At 65.7% G+C, this 25,082-nt stretch carries 24 protein-coding genes; 11 read left to right on the plus strand and 13 right to left on the minus strand.

Going from position 1 to position 25,082, the window contains the following annotated elements; translation table 11 throughout:
- Positions 1–193: 193 nt before the first annotated feature.
- Positions 194–1,129, plus strand: a complete 936-nt coding sequence (locus CFOUR_RS10885; protein WP_085957131.1) for a hypothetical protein — start codon at positions 194–196, stop codon at positions 1,127–1,129.
- Between the two features lie 72 nt (positions 1,130–1,201).
- The gene (locus tag CFOUR_RS10890) at positions 1,202–2,314 is read left to right on the plus strand and encodes an MFS transporter (RefSeq protein ID WP_290179468.1); all 1,113 of its coding nucleotides are present in this window, start codon (positions 1,202–1,204) and stop codon (positions 2,312–2,314) included.
- Here CFOUR_RS10890 and CFOUR_RS10895 read toward each other — a convergent pair.
- Genes CFOUR_RS10895 through CFOUR_RS10905 form a run of 3 tightly spaced genes read right to left on the minus strand, consistent with a single transcriptional unit; the run spans position 2,224 to position 4,359 of the window.
- Complete coding sequence (locus CFOUR_RS10895) at positions 2,224–2,730, minus strand: hypothetical protein (protein ID WP_290179470.1); 507 nt, start codon at positions 2,728–2,730, stop codon at positions 2,224–2,226. The genes CFOUR_RS10890 and CFOUR_RS10895 overlap by 91 nt on opposite strands.
- A 10-nt stretch (positions 2,731–2,740) precedes the next feature.
- A complete protein-coding gene (locus tag CFOUR_RS10900; protein WP_179154795.1) occupies positions 2,741–3,382 on the minus strand; it encodes an ABC transporter ATP-binding protein in 642 nt (213 codons plus the stop codon).
- Positions 3,382–4,359, minus strand: coding sequence for an ABC transporter permease (locus CFOUR_RS10905; protein WP_085957130.1), 978 nt, complete (start codon positions 4,357–4,359; stop codon positions 3,382–3,384). Before CFOUR_RS10905 ends, CFOUR_RS10900 begins: the two co-directional genes overlap by 1 nt.
- A gap of 91 nt (positions 4,360–4,450) precedes the next feature.
- Here CFOUR_RS10905 and CFOUR_RS10910 point away from each other — a divergent pair, with 91 nt between their 5' ends.
- The 5 genes from CFOUR_RS10910 to CFOUR_RS10930 all read left to right on the plus strand — a co-directional run bounded on the left by CFOUR_RS10910 (position 4,451) and on the right by CFOUR_RS10930 (position 9,532).
- Positions 4,451–5,608, plus strand: a complete 1,158-nt coding sequence (locus CFOUR_RS10910) for a sensor histidine kinase (protein ID WP_290179474.1) — start codon at positions 4,451–4,453, stop codon at positions 5,606–5,608.
- 4 nt (positions 5,609–5,612) lie between these two features.
- Positions 5,613–6,215 (plus strand): response regulator, encoded by a 603-nt coding sequence (locus CFOUR_RS10915; protein ID WP_085957128.1) that lies wholly within the window; start codon positions 5,613–5,615, stop codon positions 6,213–6,215.
- Between the two features lie 10 nt (positions 6,216–6,225).
- Positions 6,226–6,768 (plus strand): pirin-like C-terminal cupin domain-containing protein, encoded by a 543-nt coding sequence (locus CFOUR_RS10920; protein WP_290179476.1) that lies wholly within the window; start codon positions 6,226–6,228, stop codon positions 6,766–6,768.
- A gap of 65 nt (positions 6,769–6,833) precedes the next feature.
- Positions 6,834–8,258 (plus strand): C4-dicarboxylate transporter DcuC, encoded by a 1,425-nt coding sequence (dcuC, locus tag CFOUR_RS10925; protein ID WP_290179478.1) that lies wholly within the window; start codon positions 6,834–6,836, stop codon positions 8,256–8,258.
- 17 nt (positions 8,259–8,275) lie between these two features.
- Positions 8,276–9,532 carry an IS1096 element passenger TnpR family protein gene (locus CFOUR_RS10930; protein ID WP_290179481.1) on the plus strand — a complete coding sequence of 419 codons (1,257 nt, stop codon included), beginning with the start codon at positions 8,276–8,278 and terminating at the stop codon, positions 9,530–9,532.
- Here CFOUR_RS10930 and CFOUR_RS10935 read toward each other — a convergent pair.
- From CFOUR_RS10935 to CFOUR_RS10945, 3 genes are read right to left on the minus strand one after another with little or no spacing between them, the layout of a single operon-like run.
- Positions 9,523–9,840: a DUF202 domain-containing protein gene (locus CFOUR_RS10935; protein WP_290179483.1), complete on the minus strand. Its 318-nt coding sequence runs from the start codon at positions 9,838–9,840 to the stop codon at positions 9,523–9,525. The genes CFOUR_RS10930 and CFOUR_RS10935 overlap by 10 nt on opposite strands.
- Positions 9,837–10,202, minus strand: a complete 366-nt coding sequence (locus tag CFOUR_RS10940; protein ID WP_085957126.1) for a YidH family protein — start codon at positions 10,200–10,202, stop codon at positions 9,837–9,839. The genes CFOUR_RS10935 and CFOUR_RS10940 overlap by 4 nt, the downstream gene beginning before the upstream one ends.
- Positions 10,199–10,678 carry a VanZ family protein gene (locus tag CFOUR_RS10945; protein ID WP_085957125.1) on the minus strand — a complete coding sequence of 160 codons (480 nt, stop codon included), beginning with the start codon at positions 10,676–10,678 and terminating at the stop codon, positions 10,199–10,201. The genes CFOUR_RS10940 and CFOUR_RS10945 overlap by 4 nt, the downstream gene beginning before the upstream one ends.
- 62 nt (positions 10,679–10,740) lie before the next feature.
- Between CFOUR_RS10945 and CFOUR_RS10950 the strand changes: the two genes are divergently transcribed.
- Positions 10,741–11,679 (plus strand): acrylyl-CoA reductase family protein, encoded by a 939-nt coding sequence (locus CFOUR_RS10950; RefSeq protein WP_290179487.1) that lies wholly within the window; start codon positions 10,741–10,743, stop codon positions 11,677–11,679.
- Here the strand turns inward: CFOUR_RS10950 and CFOUR_RS10955 are convergent.
- Positions 11,669–12,733 (minus strand): hypothetical protein, encoded by a 1,065-nt coding sequence (locus CFOUR_RS10955; protein WP_085957123.1) that lies wholly within the window; start codon positions 12,731–12,733, stop codon positions 11,669–11,671. The two genes, CFOUR_RS10950 and CFOUR_RS10955, sit on opposite strands and share 11 nt — an antisense overlap.
- 179 nt (positions 12,734–12,912) lie before the next feature.
- On the opposite strand from CFOUR_RS10955, the gene CFOUR_RS10960 reads away from it, so the two are divergent.
- On the plus strand, positions 12,913–13,599 hold the full coding sequence (locus CFOUR_RS10960; protein ID WP_143339056.1) for a hypothetical protein: 687 nt from the start codon (positions 12,913–12,915) through the stop codon (positions 13,597–13,599).
- The gene (locus CFOUR_RS10965; protein WP_290179092.1) at positions 13,548–14,591 is read left to right on the plus strand and encodes a DDE-type integrase/transposase/recombinase; all 1,044 of its coding nucleotides are present in this window, start codon (positions 13,548–13,550) and stop codon (positions 14,589–14,591) included. Before CFOUR_RS10960 ends, CFOUR_RS10965 begins: the two co-directional genes overlap by 52 nt.
- 244 nt (positions 14,592–14,835) lie before the next feature.
- Here the strand turns inward: CFOUR_RS10965 and leuS are convergent, their stop codons facing one another.
- Complete coding sequence (gene leuS / locus CFOUR_RS10970; RefSeq protein WP_085957121.1) at positions 14,836–17,658, minus strand: leucine--tRNA ligase; 2,823 nt, start codon at positions 17,656–17,658, stop codon at positions 14,836–14,838.
- 132 nt (positions 17,659–17,790) lie between these two features.
- Between leuS and CFOUR_RS10975 the strand changes: the two genes are divergently transcribed.
- Positions 17,791–18,207 (plus strand): DUF488 domain-containing protein, encoded by a 417-nt coding sequence (locus CFOUR_RS10975; protein ID WP_085957120.1) that lies wholly within the window; start codon positions 17,791–17,793, stop codon positions 18,205–18,207.
- 32 nt (positions 18,208–18,239) lie between these two features.
- Here the strand turns inward: CFOUR_RS10975 and CFOUR_RS10980 are convergent, their stop codons facing one another.
- The 5 genes from CFOUR_RS10980 to CFOUR_RS11000 all read right to left on the minus strand — a co-directional run bounded on the left by CFOUR_RS10980 (position 18,240) and on the right by CFOUR_RS11000 (position 25,023).
- A complete protein-coding gene (locus CFOUR_RS10980; protein ID WP_230471765.1) occupies positions 18,240–19,559 on the minus strand; it encodes an amino acid permease in 1,320 nt (439 codons plus the stop codon).
- A gap of 91 nt (positions 19,560–19,650) precedes the next feature.
- Entirely contained in the window at positions 19,651–20,688 is a 1,038-nt protein-coding gene (locus CFOUR_RS10985; protein WP_085957119.1) for a histidinol-phosphate transaminase, read from the minus strand.
- Positions 20,689–20,701: 13 nt separating this feature from the next.
- Positions 20,702–22,093: an aromatic amino acid transport family protein gene (locus CFOUR_RS10990; RefSeq protein WP_085957118.1), complete on the minus strand. Its 1,392-nt coding sequence runs from the start codon at positions 22,091–22,093 to the stop codon at positions 20,702–20,704.
- A gap of 49 nt (positions 22,094–22,142) precedes the next feature.
- Positions 22,143–23,402 carry a M20 family metallo-hydrolase gene (locus tag CFOUR_RS10995; RefSeq protein ID WP_085957117.1) on the minus strand — a complete coding sequence of 420 codons (1,260 nt, stop codon included), beginning with the start codon at positions 23,400–23,402 and terminating at the stop codon, positions 22,143–22,145.
- A 16-nt stretch (positions 23,403–23,418) separates the two neighbouring features.
- Positions 23,419–25,023, minus strand: a complete 1,605-nt coding sequence (locus tag CFOUR_RS11000) for an amidohydrolase (RefSeq protein WP_290179493.1) — start codon at positions 25,021–25,023, stop codon at positions 23,419–23,421.
- Between the last annotated feature and the right edge of the window lie 59 nt (positions 25,024–25,082).

Consider the following 25,082-nt stretch of genomic DNA (forward strand, 5'->3'; position numbering starts at 1 on the left):
GCACGACCCTGCTCGTATTAGAGAGCCACATCACCCGGTGCACGAATACTGAAATGTTGTGCCTCTGCGCTACGCTTAGACCATGTTCAACAATCGGAGGATCGCAGCGCTCACGTGCGCAGCCGCAACTGTCGCGGGTGCGTGTGTCGTGCCGTCCGCCGGTGCAGCTACGGTGGGTTCACCCAGCGATGGCGTGTGTTCGTTCAAGGTAAATGACGCAGAACGGAAGTACATCGACTCGCTCGACCGCCAGGTCGGCGTCGGCACCGTGGACGAGCGCGCCCGGTGGGCCTCTGCGTTTGAAACTGTCTACCCCAACGCCCCTGAGGCGGTCGCGCCATTCTTGGAGAGGTTCACAGGCTCGTACGTGACCTACTTCAACAGCAACCTTGAGCAAAACATCGAGCGAGAGGCGAAGAATGTCGCCGCTCAGACCGGTGCAGACCTCGACTCCTCCCGTGGATACTTCACCCAGGTGTGGAACAGCGCGGCGGTCAGCGAACACGAGTCCTTCGACATCGACATGTACTGGTCCATCGTTGATAAGGCAGTACAGTCCGGCCAGATCGAGCAGCCGGTTCGCGACGGTTTTGAGGAATTCACGCTGCCACCGGACCACGAGACCCTGATCGCTCAGCAGTCGGAGGCGTACCCGTCCATGCCGGCCGACAAGGTCGCCGCTTTGGTCGACGCGTACGAAAACCTGCCGGAGACCAAGGAGGCGGGCCGCGTGTCCAGACTGATGGTCGCCTTCGAGCAGGCCCGCCAAACCTGCAAGAATGGCGGCGGCAATGTGCTTCTGCCCACCGACGGCACGAATCCGGACGCCCAGACCGCGCCGACGAGGACCCCGACGCATACCGCGCCGCCGGTCCAGCCGGGCAACACCCACGAGGTAGTCACCAAAACTGTCACCAACGGGCGGGTGACCGCAACGGTGACTTCCCCTTCCACGACGATGACCAACCTGACGGTTTCCGAGACCACCCGCAAGATGGACTCTGCTTCGGACACCACTCAGGGCGGCTCTTCTGCGAGCACCGGTGTGATCATCGGCGTGATCGTGGCGGTTCTGCTGGCACTCGGCGCCGCTGGCGCAGCGTTTGCGCTGTCCAACCAGGAGCCGTAACTTAGCCGGGTGCACACCACCCAGAGTTCTTCCCCACAAGCAGCGAAGTTTCCCGTCGTCCCGCTGACGGCGATGAGCTTCGCTGCTTTTGTGTACGTCACGTTCGAGATGTTCGCGGTGGGGCTGATCACCCCGATGGCGCAGGACCTCGGCGTCTCCGAAGGCCAGATCGGCCTGCTCATGAGCGTGTACGCGGGCCTGGTCGCGGTGGTGACCATTCCGCTGATGCACGTAACGCGCAACGTCAATAGGCGCTACCTGCTCATCGGCACCCTGTTTTTCCTCATCGGCGGCATCGTGCTGCAAGCCACCGCCACGAGCTACGCCACCCTGGTGGCCGGCCGTGTCACCGCGGCGTTCACCCACGGCGTGTTCTGGTCCCTGGTCAACCCCATGGCGGCGCGCATCGCCCCGGCTGGGCAGACGGGCAAGGCGGTGGCGTCGGTAGCTATCGGCTCCACGCTGTCGATGGTGCTCGGCTCGCCGCTGACGACGGCGATGGGCGCGGCGATCGGGTGGCGCGCCGCCACGTGGGTGCTGGGTGCTGCAGTCCTCGGCGCGCTAATCATGCTGGTGATCACGCTGCCGAGCCTGCCTGCCATCCCGCCGAGCACCAACGCGCAGGCGCGCAGCACGAAGTCCGCCATCCCCTCCCTGGTGGTCTACCTCATGCTCGCGGTGATGGCCATCTTCGCCACCTTCACGTACCTGGCGCTGTTGGTGGAGGCGACCGCGGGCCACGAGTTCGTGCCCTACGGCGTGTCCCTGTACGGCATCGCAGGTTTGGTTGGCGTGACCTGGGCGGGCAAGCGCGTGGACCGGCGCATGATCCGCATCAACGGCGTCGCTGCGGCCGCGCTCGCCACCACGGCGCTCGCGGGCCTGCTGGCGCTGCACTACGGCTCGGGGTTGGCCATGTTCGCCGTGATCGGCATCTTCGGCATCGCCGCCGGCGCCTTGCCCACGGCCGCCACCACCATTTTCCTGCACGCGGGCGACAACAATCCCGACCTGGCAAGCTCCATTTCCGTGGTTACGTTCCAGGTGGGCATCGCCTCCGGCTCCGCGGTGGGCGCGGCGGCGGTGGATCTGGGCTACCTGTCCGGCACGTTGCTCGCGTCCGCGGTGTTGGGCGCGCTGGCATTTTCGGTGCTGGCCACCCGCTCGCGGTCCCTCCTGCGGTAGCGGCGCGGCTGCACAAACCTGCCCGCTGCCTCCAGGGGCGCGACGGAGCGAAGGAACTCGGCGGTTTCGCCGGCGACGAAGGTGCGCTGGCCCCACTGCGGCACCCGGAAAATCCCGTGCGGCACGCGCACCAGGTCGCTCCCGCGCAGCATCGTCGGGCCCATCTCCTGCAGGGAGGTCACGATGTAGGCGCCGTCTACTTCGTACGCCACCACGTTGCGGTCGAGCGCCCGCAGCTTGTCGACGATGCTTCGCCCCGCCAACCAATAGCCGTCGCCGGCCGCGAGGTCGCTATCAAACAACGGCGGAAGCGAGGCGACCTGGGGCCCGCACGACGAAAGCCCCGCCCTTCGCGCGATCTCCCGGGCAAGCAGGGCGGGGTCGAGCGGGGCGGGGCCGGAGGCTGCGTAGAACACGCGGGCCAGTTTAAACGTAGGCGGCAGCGTTGACGCCGAGTTCGAAGACCTCGTCGCGTCCGGTGATCAGGGAACGGTCGTGGGTGACAAAGCCGCAGGCGATGTTGCGCTCCTCGGTGAGCTCGCGCAGCAGCCTCACAATGTCCTGGGAGCGATCCGCGTCGAGGGCGGCGGTCGGCTCGTCGGCGAGCAAGAGCTCCGGCTCGCCCATCAGCGCGCGTGCGATGCCGACACGCTGGCGCTGGCCGCCGGACAGCTCGCCCATGCGGCGGTCGCCGAGGCCCTCCAGGCCCACCTTAGCCAACAGCTCGTCGGCCCTTGCCCTTCGTGGGCGCAGCCCACGAAGGTGGTCGGTCACCAGCAGCTGGTCGCGCACGTTGAGCGCGGCGATGAGGTTGGCCTGCTGGAAGATCATGCCGATCTTGTCGCGGCGCACCTCGTCGGTCACCTGCACGCCGTTGAGCTGCGCGGTGCCGGAATCCGGCTGGATCAGGCCGGCAGCCACGGACAGGAGCGTGGACTTGCCGGAGCCGGACTCGCCGACGATGAACGTGATCTCGCCCGGCTTGGCGGTGAAGCCTAAGTGGTCCAGCACGGTGCGCATTTCCTTGCCGTCCTGGAATGCAACGGTGATGTCTTTGAGTTCGAGCATTATGCGGCACCTCCCAGGGCCTGCTGCGGGTTGACCTTGACAATGGAACGGGTGGCGATCAGGGCGCCTGCCATGCCCAGCGCCCAAATGGCTACCGGGGGCGCGACGGCGGTGGCGGTGTTGAGGGAGAACGGGGCGGAGCCCTGCATCCACATGCCCAGACCGAACGCGGCCGCGCCGCCGATGACCGCGCCTGCGCCCAACAGCACGGCGGACTGGCCGAGCGCGTCCTTGAGCAGGTAGCCGTTGGAAGCGCCGATGGCCTTCAAGATGGCCAGGTCGCGGGTGCGCTGCATCGTCCACACGGTGAGGAAAGCGACGATCACCAGTGCGGCGATGGCGTAGAGGAAGCCCTGGATGAGCTTCAGCGAGCCCTGCTCGGAGGAGTAGGCCGGCAAGCCGTCGAAGGCCTTGGTCAGCGACACGCCGCCGTCGACCTCGTGGTCTGCCAGCAGCACCGTGCCGTCGGCATTGGTGTGCATGGACTCCTTCCAAAACTCCGTGGGCACCCACAGGACCGGGGAGTGGGAAAACGCGAGGTCCTCGCCGATGGCGCCGACGGTGATCGGGTTGCCGGCGACGGTGACGGACTCGCCCTCGCCAACCTCCAGGCCCGGCGCGGCTACCGCCTGGTTGCCCAGTGCCTCGCCGCCCGGCAGCTCGGTGCCCTCGGGCAGGGCGAGGATGGACACGGCGGCGTCGGTGCCGTCCGCCTTGGTCAGCAGCATCTGGCTGGTGCCCAGCGGGGTCAGGCCGTCGCGGGCCTCGACGCGGGAGGTGGTGAACGACGGGTCCTCCGGATCCTGGAAGACGACAGACTGCGGGTCCAGTGCCTCCAGCGCGGAGGTGTTCTGCTTGCCCAAACCGGCGGTCAGGCCAGTGAGCACGACCACCAGAAGCGTGATCAGCGCGACGGTGCCCGCGATCAGCCCGAAGCGCCCCTTGGCTGATGTGATTTCTCGAATTCCTACGAACATGGCTTCAATACTGGCGTCTAGCTGCACCGTTACACATCGGGCTGGTGGTTGAAATCCCGGTCAACCGATCGGTTGATCTACGCTCAGACGCATGTTGTCAACCACCCGTTTCCTGCAACTGCTGCGCGTGAGCCTGCACGTACTGGTGGCGGTGCTGCTGGCGGTGGGGCTGGTGGGGCAGCTGCGCGGCGGCGCGCCCGCGGCGGCTGTCACCTTCTCCGCCTGCTTCGCCGCCGTGTACCTGGCCGGCACCGTGTGGCACAACCGCGGCAACGCGTACCCGGCGTGGGCGCCGTACGCGTGGCTGCTGTTGGTTGTTGTGCTGTGGGTGGGGCTGGTGCAGATTTCCAAGGGCTTTGTGTGGCTGGAATTCCCGCTGGTCATGCTCGCCTGCGTCATCCTGCCCAAGTGGTGGGAGATGGCGGCTGCGGCGGCGCTTTTGGCGGTTACGCTCTCCGCAACAGCCCAGGGCGGGCCCGGCGCGGTGGTCGGCCCCACCATCGGCACCGCCTTGGCCGTGTTTATCGTCCACGCCTACCAGGCCCTGCGCGCGGAGGCGGACCACTACCGGCAGATGGCCGAAGACCTCAAAGCCGCCCAGCGCGAGGCGGCCAACGCGGAGCGCGCCGCCGGCGTGGCAGATGAGCGGGCCCGGCTGGCCCGCGAGGTGCACGACACCATGGCCCAGGGGTTGAGCTCCATCGTTTTGCTCGGCCGCGCGATGGACAAGCAGCTTGGCGCGGGCGACCCGGCGCGGGAGACTTTGGACGTGATCCGCTCCACCGCCTCCGAAAACTTGGCGGAGGCGCGCCGCTTCGTGGCGGAGAACTCCGCGGACACCGCCGCGATGAAAGACACTGCCGAACGCGCGGCCACCGGCACGCCGCTGCCGACCCGCTTGGAGCGTTTGGCCAGCCACGCGCAAGACCGCCAGCGCGCGCTCGGCGAGCAGCTGGAGGTTCGCGTCAATGCGGTTGACCTGCCGGAACCGGCGGCGTCGGTGGCGGAGCGCGTCGTTCGCGAGGGCTTGAGCAACATCGTGCGCCACGCCGGCGCGTCCACGGCGGTGGTGACCGTGGATAGGCTGGGGGAGACTGCGACCATCGACGTATTCGACAACGGCCGCGGCATCACAGGCCCGGAGGGCTACGGGCTCAAGGGCCTGCGGGCGCGCGTGGAAGAGATCGGCGGCGAGCTGACGGTGGAGGGCAACGTCCTCGCCGCGACCCTGCCTGTGAAGGAGAACTGACCGGATGACTCTCAACGTCATGCTTATCGACGACCATCCGGTCGTACGCGCCGGCCTTCGCGCCGTGCTCAATTCCTTCGACGGCGTGAAGGTCGTCGCCGAGGCCGCGGACGGCAACGCGGAGGTGCCCGAAGGGGTGGACGTGGTGGTCTCCGACATCCAGATGCCCGGCGCCTCCGGCATTGACCTCACCCGCCGCCTGGTGGCCGCGGGCGGGCCACCAGTGCTGATTTTGACCACCTACGACACCCAGGCGGACGTGGTGGCCGCGGTGGAGGCGGGTGCGATGGGATACCTGCTCAAGGACGCGCCGGAGGAGGAGTTGTACGAGGCGGTGCGTGATGCGTCGCAAAGCAAACGAGTGCTCTCGCCGCAGGTCGCGAACGTGTTGGCGGACCGGCTGGTCAACCCGTCGGAAACGCTGTCGGCGCGCGAGATTGAGCTGCTGCGCGCGCTGCAGACGGGCGCGTCCAACAGGGAGATCGCCGAGCAGCTGTTCATCTCCCAGGCGACGGTGAAAACGCACCTGATCCACATCTATTCGAAGCTGGGGGTGGACAACCGGACGGCGGCCGTTGAGAGGGCCCGGGAGCGCCGGATCATCTAAGCTGAGCGCCATGTCATTTATCGAGCTGAACGCTGGCCCGTGGCGCGGGGTCGCATTCCTCAGGGGGCTCGCGGGCCCGGAAGATACTCCCGTCGGTTGCAAATCACTCGCGTGGCGCCACGACGGCACCGCCCGCCTCGGCGGCGTGCTCGAGCGCGCGCATGCGCAGGTGCTTATCGACGCTGAAGCCGTGCCCGACAAGGTCCAACGCGCCCAGCCCGACGCCTTCGAGCTGCGCAGCGTAACCACCCAGCCGGCAGGCGAAGCCTTCGTCTTCATCGGCCACATGTTCAACCGCACCGGCGCGGTGGAAACGAAGCGGGCCTGCATGGCCGCCCAGCTCACCCTCGCCCCCGAAACCGAGCTGGCCATCATGGTTGAAGAGGAATTCGAGTACGCCGTCCTCGCCGCCGACGGGGACGTAGCCGTGAACAACACCGCGGTGCCGGCCAGCTCTGCAGGCCTGTTGGATGCCGGGCACCGCACGCTGGGGCTGAAAAACCGCGCCGACAGCATCGCGCACGTGCTCGTGCTCGGAGGCAAGCCGGCCTAGGAGAGATTTGCCACACACTGGGCATTTACCCAGCGGAACCTGTTTGCACGCTGCATAATCGCAGCGTGCTTTACATATTCTTCGCTCTGCTCGCCATCGCGGCCGTGGGCTATTTCATTGCTAAGAAGGTCCACGCCGCCTCCTCCATCTTCGCCGTCGGTGTCCTGCTGCTCATGCTCGCCGCAGCCACCGGGCGCATCGACCACTCCACCGCCGACATCGAGTCTTCCGGCAACGCGTTCTACGACGAGCTGCTGATCATCGAGTCCCTGTTCAAGTCCCGCTTCGCCGGCACCGGCATGGCCATCATGGTGCTGTTCGGCTTCGTCGGATACATGCGCCACATCGGCGCAGACGCGAAGACGGTGGTGGCGCTGTCCAACCCGCTGCGCCGCTTCCACGGCTCCTACTGGCTCGTGCCCATCGGCTTCTTGGTGGCCACGCTGCTGTCCTTCGTGGTGCCTTCCGCCAGTGCGTTGTCGCTGTTGCTCGTCGCAACGCTCATGCCCGCGCTCATCGCCGCCGGGCTCACGCCGCTGACCGTCGGCGCGATCGTGGCCACCGCCTCCACCATCGCCCCCTCGCCGCTGGAGGCCGGCCTGATCCAGGGCGCGGACCTGACCGGCATGTCGGTAACCGAGTTCACCCTCGGCAACGTGGCGAAGGCAACCATTCCTGCGCTGGTGGTGGTGGCGTTCGTGCACATGTGGTGGCAGCGCCGCTGCGACAAGAAAGACCTGGCCAAGGCCGGCGCCGGCGCGTCCGACGCGGAGCTGGAGGCGGCCAAGGACGACGAATCCCAGCGCCGCATCCGCGAAGCCGTGGAGCGCGCCGAGGGCCTGCCCGGCTTCTACGCCATCTTGCCGCTTTTGCCGCTGCTGCTGATCATCGTCTCCGCCGCGCTGAACCGGCTCGGCGTGGTGTCCTTCGAGGCCGGCATCCTGCCGGTGACCGTGGTGTCGTTGATGGTGACCATGATCATCGAGGCCATCCGCCTGCGCGACATCAACTACGCCGCCGACTCGCTGCAGGAGTTTTTCAAGGGCCTCGGCGAGGGCGCGGCCGGCGTGGTCTCCCTCATCGTCGCCGCCGCCATCCTGGTGGAGGGCATCACCCAGATGGGCGTGATCGAGGGCCTGACCAGCCTGGCGCAGGCGTCCTCCGGCGCCGCCGTGCTGATGGTCCTGGTCTTCGTGCTGGCCACCGCGGCCATGGCGCTGCTCACCGGCTCCGGCGTGGCGCCCTACTTCGCGTTCTCCGAGATGGTGCCGGGCATCGCCGCGGATTCTGCCGTGTCCGCCCCGCAGATGCTCACCTCCATCTGGTCCGCCTCCAACACCATGCGCCAGGCTTCCCCGGTCAACGCCGCCGTGCTCATCGTCGCCGGCGCCCTGCAGGTCAACCCGATTGACGTGGTCCGCCGCACCGCGGTGCCACTGGCGGCCGGCATGGTCACCGCGGTGGTGTGCGCCTTCCTGTTTGTGGTTTAGCCCGTAAGGTTGCCGCTATGACCGTCTCAGTGCTCATGATCGTGGAGGGCACCTCGCCCGAAATTTCCCGGTGCGTCAACGTCGAGGAGACCATGACGCTGGGCGAGCTGTCCCAGATCATCGACGCCGCCTTGGGGTTCACCGGGGCGGCCACCCACCTCTACGTGGGGCAGGAGGGCACGCAGCGCAGCGTCTACGCCGAGGTTCCCGGCGCGGGCGAGCAGCTGGAAGACGAACTCACCGTCGCCGAGATGCGGCCGATGACCTACGTCTACGACCCGGCGGCCAATTGGAACATCCACGTCGAGGTGCTCGGCCCGTCCAACATCGAGGGCCCCACGCCCATGCTTGTCGACGCCTCCGGCCCCGACGTCGTTGAAGCCTGCTCCGGCCCGGCGCTGATGACCACCTTCCGCGACCAAGCCCGCCTGCTCGCCGCCGGCATCGAGCCGGACCTGGAGACCATCACCTTGATGTTTAGCTACCTGCCGGTCATGCCGCCGGAGCGGATGCTGGACCGGATGACGCAGGCGGATCCGGTCTCCGTGTCCACCCGCATCGGCAACGTGGCCGAGGAGATGTTCTTCGACGAGGTCGCCGCAGCCGACGAGCAGGCCGACGGGCCCGGCCTGGCCCAGCACTTCGACGACTTTTTGCAGTCGCGCCCCGACCTGCTCCAGATCATCGACATGGACCCCCACCCGGAGCGCAACCCGGCCATGATCAACGCCGTGACCGAGTTCTTCGGCGGGTTCTTCGGCGAGGTGCTTGGCGACGGCGCGGAGCTGGACCTGCTGGGGGAGATGGCCCCCGGGCCGAGCGACATCTTCGCCGAGCTGATGCGCATTTTCACCCCCGGTGTCCCCTTCGCCCGCGCCGAGTTGCCCGCCGGCACCGCCAAGGAGGTCCGCGAGGTGGTGGCGCTGCCCTTTGCCGACACCGTGGCCGAGCTGCTTCTAGATGCCCGCCTGCTGAAGAAGCGCGACGGCGTGCTCACCCCCACCAAGGCGGGGCAGACCTTTCTGACCAGCGACAACCCCATTCCGAAGGTGGCGGACAACCTCCGCTGCGGCTTCGAGGCCCTGACAGGGGAGAAGGTGTGGCGCGCCATTGTGGGCTTTTTCGTCGGCGGCCAGCCCGCCGACCCCGAGATTGAGCACTGGACCGCCTGGCTCGAGGCGTTCGGCATCCTGCGCGCGTCAGGCGCCGGCCAAGTCGTCTGCACCGCGGAGGGCACCCAGCTGCTCGAGCTGCACCACGCCCACTACGCCTGAACCACCAGGTACAGCGCCAACGCGCCGGTGCCCAGCATCATCGCCGTCAGCAAAAACACCGCCGCCGCGTTGGGGGCGCTGCGCTCGGCGGCCAGCGCGGCGGCCTGGAACCGGTACGCCCGCCGGTTCAACCCCACGATGACCAACCCGGATACGGCCAGCGCCACCGACGCGGCCACTATCAGCGCCGGGTAGGCACCCGCCCAGCGCAGCAGCGTCGCCGCGCACACCAGCAGCGCCAGTGCGGTTCGCGTCCAGCTCATGGCGGTGCGCTCCGCCTGCAGGCCGGGATCTGCAACCGTGATCATCGCAGCAGGCTCACCCCAACCACCAGCGCGGCGACGAACACCGCGGCGCACAGCACGGGAATGATGGCAGGGGCCGGTATCGGCTCGTCGTGACGCAGCGCCCGCTCGATGCGCACCCACCGCACCGCCGCGCCGCCGGAAATCGCCATGGCGATGACGATGATCGCCGCCGCCGCGACCTTGCGTACACCCGGTTCGATGCCAGGCAGCTCAAACGCCTCGAGCGCGATCCCGCCCGCCAAGAACGCCAGCGCAGTGCGAGTCCAGGCCAAAAAGGTGCGCTCGTTGGCGAGGGTGAAGCGCGGATCGGGCTCACCGCCGGTGGGAAAGACCCGCCTGGTAAACCATCCGCGCTCGCTCATGCACCCAACCCTAGCGCCGCCCACACGGTGAGGATGACCGTGCCCGCCGCCACGATCGACCACAGCACAGTGGTGCGATTGCTTGGCCGCGTGCTTGCGGCCACCACCGCCCCCAACAACGCACCGGCCGTGTTGCACAGCACGTCGTCGGTATCACTGTAGCCCCAGGAAAACACGTACTGCGCCGCCTCGATGCCCAGACTGCACACCACGCCGACCAGCGTCGCGCGCAGCACCGACCTCCGGTAGGCGACAAACCCCACCGGGGCGAACAGCGCAATGTTGCCGAACAGGTTCAGCCACGGGCCCCACCACACGCGCGCGTACTCGAAGGTCTGCAGCGGGTTGAGGCGGATCTGGCTGAGCTGGTGCGCCTTCGCTTCCCACAGCCCCGGAATGGAAACAAACGCCTTGCCCACCGTAAACGCGAGCACGACAAGCAAGGTCACCATCGCCGCGGCGACCGTTGCGATCATCCGATTCGTCTTGCTCGCTGAATTCACCCGGCCCACCGTAGTGTGCGCCTATGCTGGCCACCATGAACCGCAGCTTGATTGTTACTGAGAACGGACCGGAGGTCGTCGAGAAGCAGGAGGCGCACACCGGCCAGGGCGACACGCTGATCACCCTGAGCCACTCGTCGGTCAACTACAAAGACGCCATGGCGCTGACGGGCAACCGCGGCATCCTGCGCGAGCTGCCGATGGTGCCGGGCATCGATGCCGTGGGCACGCTGGAAGACGGCACGCTCGTCACCGTCAACGGCCGCGGCATCGGCGAACGCCGGCACGGCGGCTACACCTCGCACATGCGTATCGACGCTAAAGACATCACCCACGTCCCCTCCCGCTTCACCGCCTTCGAGGCCGCCGCGATCGGCACCGCCGGCTACACCGCCGCGCTCTCGGTAGCGGGCCTCGAACTCGCCTCGCAGCTGCCTATCGACGGCCCCGTGCTGGTCACCGGCGCCACCGGCGGAGTCGGCTCCATCGCAGTGCAGCTGCTCGCCGCCCGCGGCTACGAAGTGTGGGCGCTGACCGGGCGCGTGGACGAACACAGCGCCTGGCTGCGCGAACTCGGCGCCGCCGAGGTGCTCGACCGCGCCGAATTCTCCGAGCCCGGCAAACCCCTGCAAAAGGCGCGGCTGGCGGGTGTGGTGGACACCGTCGGCTCGACCGTGCTGGCCAACGCGCTGACCCAGCTCAAGTGGGGCGGGGTGGCCACCGCCTGCGGAATGGCCGCCGGCAACGACCTGCCCGCTAGCGTCCTGCCGTTCATCCTGCGCGGGGTGCAGCTGGTGGGCATCAACTCCGTGGATGCGCCGAACCACATCCGCGACGAGGCGTGGGCACTACTCGACGAGTCTGTAGACACCAACGCCATCCGCACCGAGGAAGTCGGTTTGGATGGCGTGGTCGAGGTTGGGCGTCGGCTGCTGGAGGGGCGGGGCAGCGGACGCGCCGTGGTTAAGCTGTAGCCACAGCTTCCTTCGGCACCGGGCCGCAGGAGACCTGGCGGTAGGCGTGCGCCACCGCCAAAAACGTCACGGGCAGGGAAACAATGAAGCCGAGGAAGAACAAAATCCCGCCGACGATGTTGAGCAGCACAAGCAGCGCACCGAGGCCCAGAATGGGCAAGTAGTTCGACGCGCCTGCCTTCAGACCCGCACTAAACGCATCGCCGAACGAACCATTGTTGTCCGCCGCGTACCAGGACTGGAACAAGAAGAACGGCCCGACCAGCACAGCCACCACAAACGAGACGGTCAACGCACCCAAAATCGGGCGGATGAACTCCCACATCTCCGCAAGATCGGCGTCCGGGGCGTTCGGGTCAGGCACAGTGCTCGGATCCAGCGTGGAAAGCGCGCCGACCGCCAACACCATCATCAAGATGAACATCGCCACGCCGCCGACAAACCCGAGCAGCGCAGTCATGCCGATCGTCTTGCCGTACGCCGGCGCCTTCGCGTCGCTATACGTCACGTGCTTGACCAAGGTCTGCTGCAGCGCAACACCGAGCAGCCACGGCACGAGCAGGAACACCGCAATCGTGGTCATCAGCGACACCGGCCCCGGGAAGAACTGCGTCAGCACGATCAGCACCGTGAAGGCGATGCCGACCGGGATCCAGAACTTCGCGTTCGCCATCATCGCCTTCACGGCCCAGCTCAGCGCCTCCATCACCTGGAGCTTGCCGGTGCCCTTCACGTGGTACCAGCCGTTGGAAGCCGGGTCGTTGATCGGGTGCGGGGAGAAACCGTCGCCCGGCTGGTTGTCCGTGAGCTGCTGGCCGTGGAAGCGCAGCGCTGAGGAACCAGCCATCCACCCCGCCGAATTCACCTCAAAAGCGGCGTAGCCCTGGTCAGGCTGGTGCTGAGCGCCGTAGTTGGTGGGGTTGTCGGGGTTGGTGCCTGGGTAGTTGCCTGGGTTTGTACCTGGGTGGTAGCTCCCGGAGCCGTTTTCCGGGTGGCTGCCTTCCGGATGCTCCGGATACGGCTCGAAGCCGCCGCCGTTGTAGGGAGTGGACATGTACCCATCCTTCGAGGTTGTCGTTCGCTTTCACTCGAGATGGTAACAGTCACTCCAGCCACAGACCCGGGGGCGGTTTGGGGTCTGCGCGGGTGGCGTCCTGATAGATCCGTTTTGTGTCAAGTGGTGGGTCTGCGGACTTCCTGTGAACCATCGGTCGTCGGGATCGGAGTTCGAGGATGAGTTATCCGCCGGAGGTACGGCAGCGTGCCGTTGAGCTTTCGGGGCAGGGGCTTGCTGCTTCGCAGGTTCGTGCGCAGTTGATTCGGGAGGAATGTAGGTCTGTTCCTTCTACCGCTTCAATTTCGGGATGGGCACGCAACGCCCGTCATGGCAGCGGGGTCGATAAAGGTTGGCGTTCTGCCGAGTTGATTGCTGAGGTCGTTCGGGCGAATGTGACAACGTCGGCATCCACCCGCGAGATTGGATGGCGTTTTCGGGTCGCTGCGAGTTCCGTGGCGGCGTGGACGCACAAGTTCGCTCCGGATGCGGGTTCGCGGCGTGGGATGACACCGCAGGAGATAGAACAGGCGACACTGGCGCGTGTGAAAGAACACCACGAAGCCCAAAAACGCAAGCGCAAGAAGGCCGAAACACAACGTCAATCACAACGCGCCCCGCGCGATGAGAGTGCATATTCACGCAACCATGAGCAGCCAACAGCTCCGTTTGATGAGGCAGCGTTGCCGGATGACGTTGAGACCCTCAAAGACCTGTTGCGTCAAGAGCGGTTTATGCGTCTGGCGGATAAAGCGCTGTTTGAGGCGGTGATGGAATCTGAGGGAAAAGCGCAAACCCGGAGACGCTCGACAGCGTGGTCGTCGCTACGGCTGTCAGACGACTCCGGGACGTCGGATACCAAGTAACGCGTTGCTGCGCCTACTACGGATTGAAGTACAACACCTACAAGTCGGCATGCAAGCGGTTAAAACACCCTCTAGTCGACCGAAAAGGCCAGGCCAAGGCAATGGTTACCGCCGCCTGTGAGGGCAACCGCATGGTCTACGGCTACCGCCGCGTGAGTGAAGTGTGCAAAGCGAACGGTCTGTCGCTGGGGGAAAAATCGATTCGCACGATCATGCGCGAAGAACACCTGCAGCCGAAGATGAAACGCACGAAGCGCTACAGCTCGTACAAGGGCGAAACTGCGCATCGCCCAGCAAATCGATGTCTGGTTGGAGACATCGACACTGTCACCAAAAATGGCACCCACGTCTCGCAAAGATATCGTTCGCAGGCGCATCGTCGCAGGCAGGCGGGCAGGAAGGATCTGGTACACGATTTCTATGCCGATGCGCCAAATCAAAGACTCGGCACCGACATCACCGCGTTTCAATGCGCTGACGGCAAAGTCTTTTTTAGCCCGCTGATCGACTTCCACGACAACATGCCCATCGCGTACACCTGCGCAACGCGACCAGCGGCGTTGCTGACCAACACGATGCTTGAAGCTGGGCTCGAGCAAATACAACCAGGACAACGCCCCGAACTGCACACCGACCGTGGCTGGCACTACCGCCACATCGATTGGGTTGACCGACTGACTGATATCAGTCACGACAGGCAACAATGCACACATTGCACAGAGGAGAACCCGTGCGATAACGCCTGGTTGATGGTGCCGTCCCTATCCCGGCTCGGCAACAGCGGCGACAACGCCCGAGTAGAAGGGTTCTTCGGCACCATCAAGCGCGAACTTCACGCCAGTGGAATTCGCCCCGAAAAGCACACAACCGAGGAGTTTATGAAGTATCTTGACGATTATCTGGACTGGTTCGTCTTTGGCAGACTCACCACCGGACCAGACGGGCAATACACAACCCTGGCTAAACAACGAAACATAGCCAAAACCACCTAGCCAACAACACAACGGCCACCAGTGTGGTTCACAGGAAGTCCGCAGACCCGCCGAGTGAACAACTCCGCATGGGGACTTTTGCGACCTGGGGAAAGTGAATTATCCAACCGTCCAAGGTGGACTAATTCACTGGGAAGACTCGGGCGAGTGAACTATTCCGCAGGAGGGCGGGGCCAGGCGGGGCGGGGACGGGCAGAGCAGGGCACCGGCACGCCGCGCGCTCCGGAACCCCGGCCCCAACCCCCTACTTCACCACCAGGTTGACCATGCGACCCGGGATGGCGATGACCTTGACCACGTTCTTGCCGTCGATCAGGCCAGCGACGCGCTCGTCGGCAAGCGCAGCAGCTTCGAGGTCGTCCTTGGAGGCGTCGGTGGCGACGTCGATGCGCGCCTTGACCTTGCCGTTGATCTGGACGGGGACCTCAACGGTGTCGTCGACAAGCCACTTCTCGTCGAACTCCGGGAAGGACTCAAAGGTGATCGTCTCGGAGTGGCCCAGCACCGACCACAGCTCCTCCGCGATGTGCGGCGCCAGCGGGGAAACCATCTGCACCAGCGGTTCCACGGCGGCGCGCGGGGCACCGTTGGGGTAGGCCTTGGTCAGGTAGTTGACGTACTCGATGAGCTTGGCGGCCACGGTGTTGTCGCGCAGGTGGGCGTAGTCGTCGCGCACGCCGGCGACGGTACGGTTGAGTGCCTTGCGGTCCTCGTCGGTGAGTTCTGCGTCGGTGACGGCGGGGGTGCCGGAGGTTTCGTCGACAGCCAGACGCCACAGGCGCTGCAGGAAGCGGTGCGCGCCGACGACATCCTTGGTCGCCCACGGGCGAGAGGTGTCCAGCGGGCCCATGGACATTTCGTAAACGCGCAGGGTGTCGGCGCCGTACTGCTCCACAACGTCGTCCGGGGCGACGGCGTTTTTCAGGGACTTGCCCATCTTGCCGTACTCGCGGTTGACCTCGACTCCGTCGAAGAAGAACCGGCCGTCCTTTTCCTCCACTTCAGCAGCCGGGACGTACACGCCGCGGGCGTCGGTGTAGGCGTAGGCCTGGATGTAGCCCTGGTTGAACAGGCGGCGGTACGGCTCCTTGGAGGTGACAAAGCCGAGGTCGTAGAGCACCTTGTGCCAGAAACGGGCGTAGAGCAGGTGCAGCACCGCGTGCTCGACGCCGCCGACGTAGAGGTCCACGCCGCCCGGGTCGTTCTCGCCGCGCGGGCCGGTCCAGTAGCGCTCGTTTTCCATGTCCACGAACGCCTCCGCATTCGTCGGGTCGATGTAGCGCAGCTGGTACCAGGAAGAACCCGCCCACTGGGGCATCACGTTGGTGTCGCGCCAGTACTTCTGGGTGCCGTGGCCCAGGTCCAGCTCCACCTCGACCCAGTCCGTGGCCTTGGCCAGCGGCGGGGACGGCTCGGAGTCCGCGTCGTCCGGGTCGAAGGCGACCGGGTTGTAGTCCTCCACCTGCGGCAGCTCCACCGGCAGCATGTCCTCCGGCAGGCCGTGCGCCTGGCCGTTCTCGTCGTAGACAATCGGGAACGGCTCGCCCCAGTAGCGCTGGCGGGCGAACAGCCAGTCGCGCAGCTTGTACTGGATCTTCTCGTGGCCCGCTCCTGCGTCGCGGAGCCACGCGATTGCCGAATCGATCGCCTCGCCCTTGCCCATGCCGTTGAGGTCCAGGCCGTCGTCGTTGGCAGAGTTGATGTGGGTGGCATCGCCGGTGAACGCCTCTTCGGAGACATCGCCGTCGAGCACCGGGGTGATCGGCAGGCCGAAGACTCCTGCGAATTCGTAGTCGCGCTCGTCGTGGGCCGGCACCGCCATAATCGCGCCGGTGCCGTAACCGGTGAGCACGTAGTCAGCGATGAAGATCGGGACCTGCTTGCCGTTGACCGGGTTCACGGCGTAGGAGCCGAGGAACACGCCGGTCTTTTCCTTGTTCTCCTGGCGCTCCACGTCGGACTTCGCAGCGATTGCGCGCAGGTAGGCATCCACCGCTTCGCGCGGGGTGGATTCGCCGTTGGTCCAGCGCGTGTCCACATCGGTGGGGTAGGCATCGGTCACGAGGTCGTCGACAAGCTCATGCTCTGGCGCAAGCACCACATAAGACGCGCCGAACAGGGTGTCCGGGCGGGTGGTGAAGACGGTGATATCGCCGGCGGGGGAGTCGAAGACGACGTCCGCACCGCGGGAGCGACCGATCCAGTTGCGCTGCATGCTCTTGACCTTTTCCGGCCAATCCAGCAGGTCAAGGTCGTCGAGCAGACGGTCCGAGTAGTCGGTGATGCGCATCATCCACTGACGCAGACGCTTGCGGAACACCGGGTAGTTGCCGCGCTCGGAGCGGCCTTCCGCGGTGACCTCCTCGTTGGCCAGCACGGTGCCGAGCCCCGGGCACCAGTTGACCATGGAGTCGGAGAGGTAGACGAGGCGGAACTCGTCGATAGCTTTGTGCTTCTCCTCGGTGGTCAGGTCGCGGAAGTTGCGGCCGTCCTTGGTCTGGCGCTTACCGGACAGGAGGTCTTTGACCAGGTCCTCGATCGGGCGGGCCTTCTGCAGGTCCTCGTCGAACCACGCGTTGTAGATCTGCAGGAAGATCCACTGCGTCCACTTGTAAAACTCCGGATCCGTCGTGGCGACGGAACGGCGGCGGTCATGCCCCAGACCCAGCTGGTCGAGCTGGCGGGTCATGTTTGCGATGTTCGCCTCAGTAGTCGTGCGCGGGTGCGTACCCGTCTGAATCGCGTACTGCTCCGCCGGCAGACCGAACGCGTCGTAGCCGAGGGTGTGCAGCACGTTCTTGCCCAGCATGCGGTTGTAGCGGGCGTAGACGTCCGTGGCGATGTAGCCAAGCGGGTGCCCCACGTGCAGGCCAGCGCCCGACGGGTACGGGAACATGTCCTGGACGTTGAGCTTGTCCTCCGGCAGCTCGGCCTGGCCCTCGGGCGCCAGCGGGCCAACCGGGTTGGGTGCGTTGAACGTTCCGTGCTCGCGCCAGTGCGCTTGCCACTTCTGCTCGATGGTGTTGGCCAGCTCGGCCGTATAGCGGTGCGGGGTCGCCTCAGTCATGGTTAGACAGTGTAGTTAAGGGCCATTGCTTCTCGACGACCCTCCACGGGCCTCCCGCCATCCACCCGGGCCCGGGCGGGGATTGATGCGCACGGCAACCGCCCCTGCCCGGGCACCGCTACAGTCGCGCACATGCGCCTTTACACCATCGGCTACAGCAAGAAGACGGCGGAGGAGTTCTTCGGCATCCTCCAGGAAAACGGGATCAAACAGGTCGTCGATATCCGGCGCCACAACTCGAACCAGCTCGCGGGCTTTACCAAGCAGTCCGATCTGCCGTGGTTCCTCGAGACCATCGCGGGCATCGGCTACACCCACGAACTCGCGCTCGCGCCCAGCGAGGACCTCATGCACGCGTATCGCAAGGAGGGCCTGCCGTTCGACGAGTTTGCAGACAAGCTCCGTGCCGAGTTCGACGAGCGCGAGATGCCGAAGCTTGCCGACGCCTCCGTGCTCCTCTGCTCAGAACCCGACCCCGACATCTGCCACCGTTCCGTGGCAGCGGATTACCTCGCCAAGCAAGGCGACATCGAGGTGGTGCACCTTTAGGCATTTACTTGGCGACGCCCCCGCTCCCGGACCTACCCCGCGAACATCTGCCAGATGGCCACGCCCATGATGACAATGCCCAAGACGAACACGATCCAGGTTTCCGGCTTGTTGGCAAATCGGCGGTAGTCCTTGGCGTAGCGGAACAACAGCATCGGCACGATGTAGACCAAGAACGTGATGAAGATGCCGCCGACCACGGAGATCAGATCCAGAATGGACGGGTTGATGATGCCCGCGGCCACCGTGGTGACGAAGATGAACACGTAGATGCCCCAGCGCATCTTTTTCGGGTCCAGGCGCTCGGCGACACCCGGCGCGACAGCGCGCACGAGGTACGTGGTGCCCTCCTCGGCGCCCATGACGTGGCCGAAGTAGGACGACGCGATGGCGCACAGGGCGACGATCGGGGAGAGCACCGCCAAGAACGGGGTGTGGGTCTCGTTGGCCAGGTACGACAAGACCGGGATGTTTTGCTCGCGGGCGGCGTCCATGCCGTCGGCGCCCAGTGCCAGGGTGCAGGACCAGACGAAGAACATGGTGAACACCACGAGCATGACGGTGGTAATGGCCTCGATGACGGCCACGGCCTTCTTGGTAGCCGGGAGGTCGCCCTTGTACTTCTTCTGCACGTCTAGGGCGAACTGGGACATCGCCGGCATGTGGTTGAAGGAGAACACGAACACCGGCAGGATCAGTAGCATCGCCTTCCAAAACGGCGTGTCCGACTCGTAGGAGCGGAAGCTGGCCAGGTCCCACTGGGGGATGAGGTAGAACGACACCACGGCCAGCGCGATGATCAGCGGGTAGACCAGCAGGTTGGCAAACGCCAGGGTGGCTTTCTTGCCAAGCGCGTAGGCACCGGTGAGCACGCCGACGCACAAGGTGGCCATGAGCCAGCGGGGCAGCGACGGGCCGCCGAGCTGGCTGACCACGAAGCTGTCCATGGTGTTGGTGATACTCACGCCGTAGATGAGCACGATGGGGTAGATGGACAGCCAGTACATCAGGCCCGTCATCAGGCCACGGTTGCGGCCGGCGAGCGCGGTGATCACCTGCAGCACGTCCAGGCCCTTGACGGGGGACGCGGCGACGATGCGCGCGTAGGTGCGGTGGGACATGAACACCATCGGGCCGATGAACAGGGTGATCAGCAGCAGCGGCAGGAAGCCGAAGCTGCCGGCGTCGATGGGAAGGAACAGGATGCCGGCACCGACTGCGGTGCCGAACAGGGTGATGGCCCAGGACAGTGTGCCGCCGTCCGGGACGGTGCCGGACCGGTTTTCCTCCACCTGTCGCATGTCGGCGACGGTGAGATGGTCCATGTTGAACTCTTTGCCCGCTGTGGTCAAAGGTACTCCTTTATTACTGAGTGTTATACGCCACAGCGATCATAAAGCACACGAGTTCCCACAGCGAAACGGAGAAAGGCAGCGCGACCCGTTAGTTGGCAGTGGGCAGCCCCGCCCGTCTCCAGGCGGCGAGGAACTGATCCATCTCAGTTGCGTCCGTGATGCTCACTCGCGCTCCAGAGTCCGGGTAGCTGCGGATAATCACGCCCTCCGCACTGATTTTCTGCTCCACCTCAGCGCCGTTGTCGCACGGCATCCACACGAAGTTGGCGTAGGAGCGCTGCAGCCCCAGTTCCTTAGCAACGCGGTCGCGTTGAGTCTGGGTTTCCTTCACGCGCACCATCAGCTCGTCGTGTGCGTCCAGTGAGGCGACGGCTGCGAGCTCGGAAAGCTCTGTGACGGTCAGCGGCAAGGCGACCAGCCCGAGGGCACGGACGAGCTCCGGGTTGCCGAAGCCGTAGCCGACGCGGAGGCCTGCCAGGCCGTACGCCTTGGAAAACGTGCGCGCGCCCAGGAGGTTCGGGTACTTCGCAATCTCCTCGACGGCGTCCGGGGTGTCCTCGGCATCGTTGAACTCGTAGTACGCCTCGTCCAGGATGACCACGACGTCCTCCGGGACGCGGCGCATGAATTCGGTGAACTCGTCTTTGGTGATGGTCAGCCCCGTCGGGTTATTCGGGTTGCAGATGATGATCAGGCGGGTGCGCTCCGTGATGGCGTCGGCCACCGCATCCAGGTCGATCGCCTCTCCCTGTCCAAGCGGGACCTGCACCGGAGTCGCTCCGCCGACGCGGGCGTAGAGCGGGTAGGCCTCGAAGCTGCGCCACGGGAACAGCACCTCGTCGCCCGCAGAGCACGTCATGAATACGGCCTGCTGGATCACCGCCGACGCCCCGGGGGCCACCGCAACCTGCTCCTCCGTCAGCCCAAGCCGGTCCGCCAACGCCTTGCGCAGCACCGGGGATCCGGAAATGGGGTAGCGGTTGGCGCGAGCAGCCGCCTCCCGGATGGCGTCCAGGGCGGTGGGCAGCGGCCCAAAGTTCGCCTCATTGGCCGACAGTTTCAGTTTTGTCTCATCCGATTTGCCGGGCTTGTAGTCCGGGAAGAGGGAGAGGTCTGCGCGAAGCACAAGCGGTCCTTTCTTAGAACATCTGCCAGATGGTCACGCCCATAATGAGCAAGCCCATGATAAGAACGAAGATCGTGTCGGGCCGGCGCGCGTAATGCTTGAACGCGGTGGCCTTGTTAAACAGCAGGCTGGGGACGATGTAGACGAGGAATGCGACGAAGATGCCGCCGACGGCGGAAATGAGCGTCAGGATGGACGGGTTGATCACCGCCACCAGCACTGCGGTGACGAAGACGAAGACGTAGATGCACCAGCGCAGCACCTGCGGGTTGACCTTCTCCGCGAACCCCGGCGCGGCCACGCGGATGAGGTACGAGGTGCCCTCTTCCGTGCCCAGCATGTGGCCGAAGTAGGACGACGCGATGGCGCAGATGGCAATCACCGGGCTGATCACGGCCATAAACGGGGTGTGGGTGACGTTGGCGAAGTAGGACAGAATCGGGATGTTCTGCTCACGGGCCTCGTCCATGCCCTCGGCGCCCAGGGTCAGCGAGCAGGACCAGACGAAGAACATGGTGAACACCACCAGCATGAGCGCCGTGATGAGCTCGATCTTGGACACCTCGCGCTCGGTGGCGGCGACATCGCCCTTCTTTTTCTTCTGCACATCAAGCGCGAACTGGGACAGGGCGGCCATGTGGCTGAAGGAGAACACCATCACAGGCAACAGCAGCAGCAACGACTTCCACAGCGGCGTTCCGGACTCGTACGCCATGAAGCTGGCGATGTCCCACTTCGGAATGAGGTAGATGGACACTGCGGCCAGCGCGATGATCAGCGGGTAGACGAGGATGTTGGCCAGCCACAAGGTGGCCTTCTTGCCCAGCGCGAACGCGCCCGTCATCACACCGACGCAGATTGTTGCCAGCAGCACACGGTTCACGTGCGGGCCGCCCATCTGGTTGACGATCATGCTGTCGACGGTGTTGGTGATGGAGATGCCGTAGATCAGAACCGTCGGGTAGATGGCCAGCCAGTAGAGGATCGCGGTAGCCAGGCCGCGCTTCCGGCCGGTCAGGGCGGTGACTACCTGGAGCACGTCCAAGCCCTTTTCGGGCGACGCGGAAACGATGCGGGCGTACGTGCGGTGGGAGAAAAACACCAACGGCAATACGAAGAAGGTGGCGATAAGCAGCGGCCAGAAGCCGAAACTGCCGGCGTCGATGGGCAGGAACAAAATGCCTGCGCCGACCGCGGTGCCGAACAGGGTGATCGCCCACGACAGGAAGTTGCCGTCCGGGGCGTCTCCAGCGCGGTTTTCCTTGATCACCTCCGCATCAGCTGCGGAGAGTTGATCCATGTTGAATTCTGCGCGGGACTGGGCAATATGCTCTTCGCTGTGCAGCTCCGGCAACGGGCCGGATGCGTCATCGCCGGTTGCTGGCCGGCTAAATGTGGTGGACATGGCGTAGGTTCCTTTTCATCTGGGGGAAGGTGGGGCTGCCGGTTTCGGCTCAGCGCTTATCCGGCGCGAGCTTGCCTGCGGCGAGTTGCTCGACCACGCGGGTGAGCAGCGCGAGCCCCGCCAGGCAGTCTTCGTCTGTGGTGTATTCGGCTTCGTTGTGCGAGATGCCCTCCACGCTGGGGACAAACAGCATCACGGTGGGGTAGTGCTCTTTCATGTTGGTGGAGTCGTGCCCGGCCACCGTGTAAATCTCCTGATGGGTCAGCCCGAGTTCTTGCGCGCATTCGCGGGCGAGTTCCACACCGGCTTCCGGGTAGGGGTTCAGGGCCCACTCGTGGGTGAGTGAAAGTTCGACTTCCACGTCGGCTTCGGAGGCTGCCGCGGCGACGATCTCGTCGAGCCGTGTGCGCGCCGCGGCCAGCACATCACTGTCCGGGGAGCGCAGATCCACGTTGAACTGCACTTCTCTCGCGATCGTGACCGGGGAGTTCGGCTCGAGCGTCAGCTGCGAGACGGAGGCCTGCAGCCGACCCTCCGCGAATTCCTCGGTGAGGCGGCGCACTGCGGCGATGATCAACGAGGCGCCGAACAGCGCGTCGCGGCGGTCGCGCATCATCGTCGAGCCCGTGTGGCCCTGCTCGCCGCGCACCGTGGCGACGAACTTCTTCGCGCCCCACGTCGCGGTGACCAAACCGATCTGGTTGCCGTTGTTTTCGAGTCCGCGTCCCTGCTCGACGTGGATTTCGGCGTAGGTGGCGACCTTTGGTGCGTCGATAAGCGGCGCCCATTTCGCACCGTCGATCGCCTCGCCGACGGTGGTGCCCTGCAAGTCCGTGGCCGCCCGTGCGTCCTGAAGGCTCAACGCGGAGGTGAACACTGAGCTGCCCATCATCGACGGCGCGAAGCGTGAACCTTCCTCGTTGAACCAGTTGACCACCGCCACGTTGAAGCGCGGCGCCAGCTCTCCGCTTTCCACCTTCGCCGCTACGCGGGCCGCGGCGTGGGCGCCGGCGAGCACGCCGTAGGCGCCGTCGAAACGCCCGGCCAGCGGCTGCGAATCCAGGTGGGACCCAACGGCGACATAGGGCGCGCCGGGCACGAACTCGAACAGCCCGTACTGGTTGCCGATCTTGTCGTAGCCGACCTCGGCGCCGAAGCCTTCGAGAACGCCGCTGAACCAGCGGCGGTTTAGGATGTCGCCTTCGCTGGCCGCCTGGCGCTCAACGCCGCCGCCCGGTGTGGCACCGTTGGCGCTCATCTGGGCGAAATCAGCGAGGAACTGCTCGTCTTTGGGTGGTGTCGTGTGCATATCTTGAGTCCTTTACTTAGAAATCGCCGTGGACGATCTCCCCGCCGAGCACGGTGGCGTCGATGGGGATATCGCTGATCTCGTGACTCTCCACTTCCGCGGGGTCGGCGCCGAGCAGCACCAGATCGGCCAACTGGCCCGGCGCGATCTGGCCTTTCTTTCCCGCCCACCCGGTCGCGGCGGCGGAGCCTGCGGTGTAGGCGTACAGCGCCTCGTCCACGCTGATCCGGTCGGCGGGGCCGTACTCGGCACCCGAGGCGGTCGTGCGCTCGACGAAGCTCTGCACCACCCGCAGCGGAGTGCCGGTGGCCACGGGCCTGTCCGAGCTGCCCGGCAGCACCACACCGTGGTCCAGCAGGCGCTTACCGGGGTAGGACAGCGCGGCGCGCTCCGCTCCGAGCACCTGCGCCATGGAGTCGCCAAATTCTGCGATGAACCGCGGCTGCGGCACAAGCACGATGCCGAGCTGGGCCATGCGCGCGAGTTGGTCGTCGCGCACCACCCCGCCGTGCTCGATGCGGTGCGGGACCGCGCGCTGCCCGTGCTCTGCCACGGCTTCGCCAATGACATCCAGCGCAAAGTCCACCGCTTTGTCGCCGATGGCGTGCAGTGCCAGCGACCAGCCGCCGGCGGCCGCCCCAAGAGCGTGAGCACGCATGGTGTCCGTGTCGCCCTGGAAGTATCCGGCGTGGTGGCAGCACACGTAGTCATCTGTCAGCGCGGCAGTCTTGCCCAGCAGGGAGCCGTCGGTGAAGATCTTCACCGGCCCGATCTGCAGCAGCTCGTCGCCGAGACCGGTACGGATACCGGCGTCGAGGCCGTGCACCGCCGGGTCGTCCGCGTGGCCGTCCACGCTGTGCAGGGCGTCGAGGGTGATCATCGCCTGGGTGCGCACGTGCAGCTTCCCGGTGTCACGGGCCCGCTGGTAGAAGCCGAACTCCTGCGGGCTATGGCCGATCCACCCGCCGGCTACCCCGGCGTCGGTCACTGAGGTGACGCCCTCGGCGAGGTAGCGCTTGCCGGCCCTGTCCAGCGCGTCGGTGATGTCGCTTTCGCTCTCCGGCTGCAGCACGTCGTTGATGGGGCGCATCGCATTTTCGTCGAGAAGGCCGGTGGCGTGACCGTCGGCGTCGACCACGACCTCGCCGCCTTCGATGCGCGGCGGGTGCTCCGGGTCGATGCCTGCGCGGCGCAGCGCTTCGGTGTTGACGGTGTAGGCGTGGCCGGAATTGTGCTTGATCAGCAGCGGCTTTCCGTTGGCGGCGCGGTCGAGCTCGGCGATGGAAAGCGGCCCGTCTTCCAACAGACTGGGGTTGAACCCGCTGGCCACCACCCATTCGTCGCCGCCTGCGCCTTGGAGTGCCTCCAGCACGTCGGCCCGCCGGCGGGCGCTGCCGAGGTCGATCTCGCGCAGGGTTTGGCCGAACCACACGCTGTGCGCGTGCACGTCGTTGAACCCGGGGATGATGGTGCGCCCCCTCGCGTCCAGCACGGTGTCGCCCGGCGCGGGCTCGACGTCGAGCTCTAGGATGCGCCCAGAGCCGATGCGTATCGACGTCGCGGTTCCGCCCGCTGCGTCCATGGTCTTTGCACGCGCGTTGATAATGGTGGTTGCGTGCATGCGTCCGCCTCCTCCAGCTCGCTGACAAATGTGTTCCCTGACACTATTGCGCCACGAGC

Origin of the sequence: Corynebacterium fournieri (genome assembly GCF_030408775.1) — a bacterium.
Taxonomy (GTDB): Bacteria; Actinomycetota; Actinomycetes; order Mycobacteriales; family Mycobacteriaceae; genus Corynebacterium; species Corynebacterium fournieri.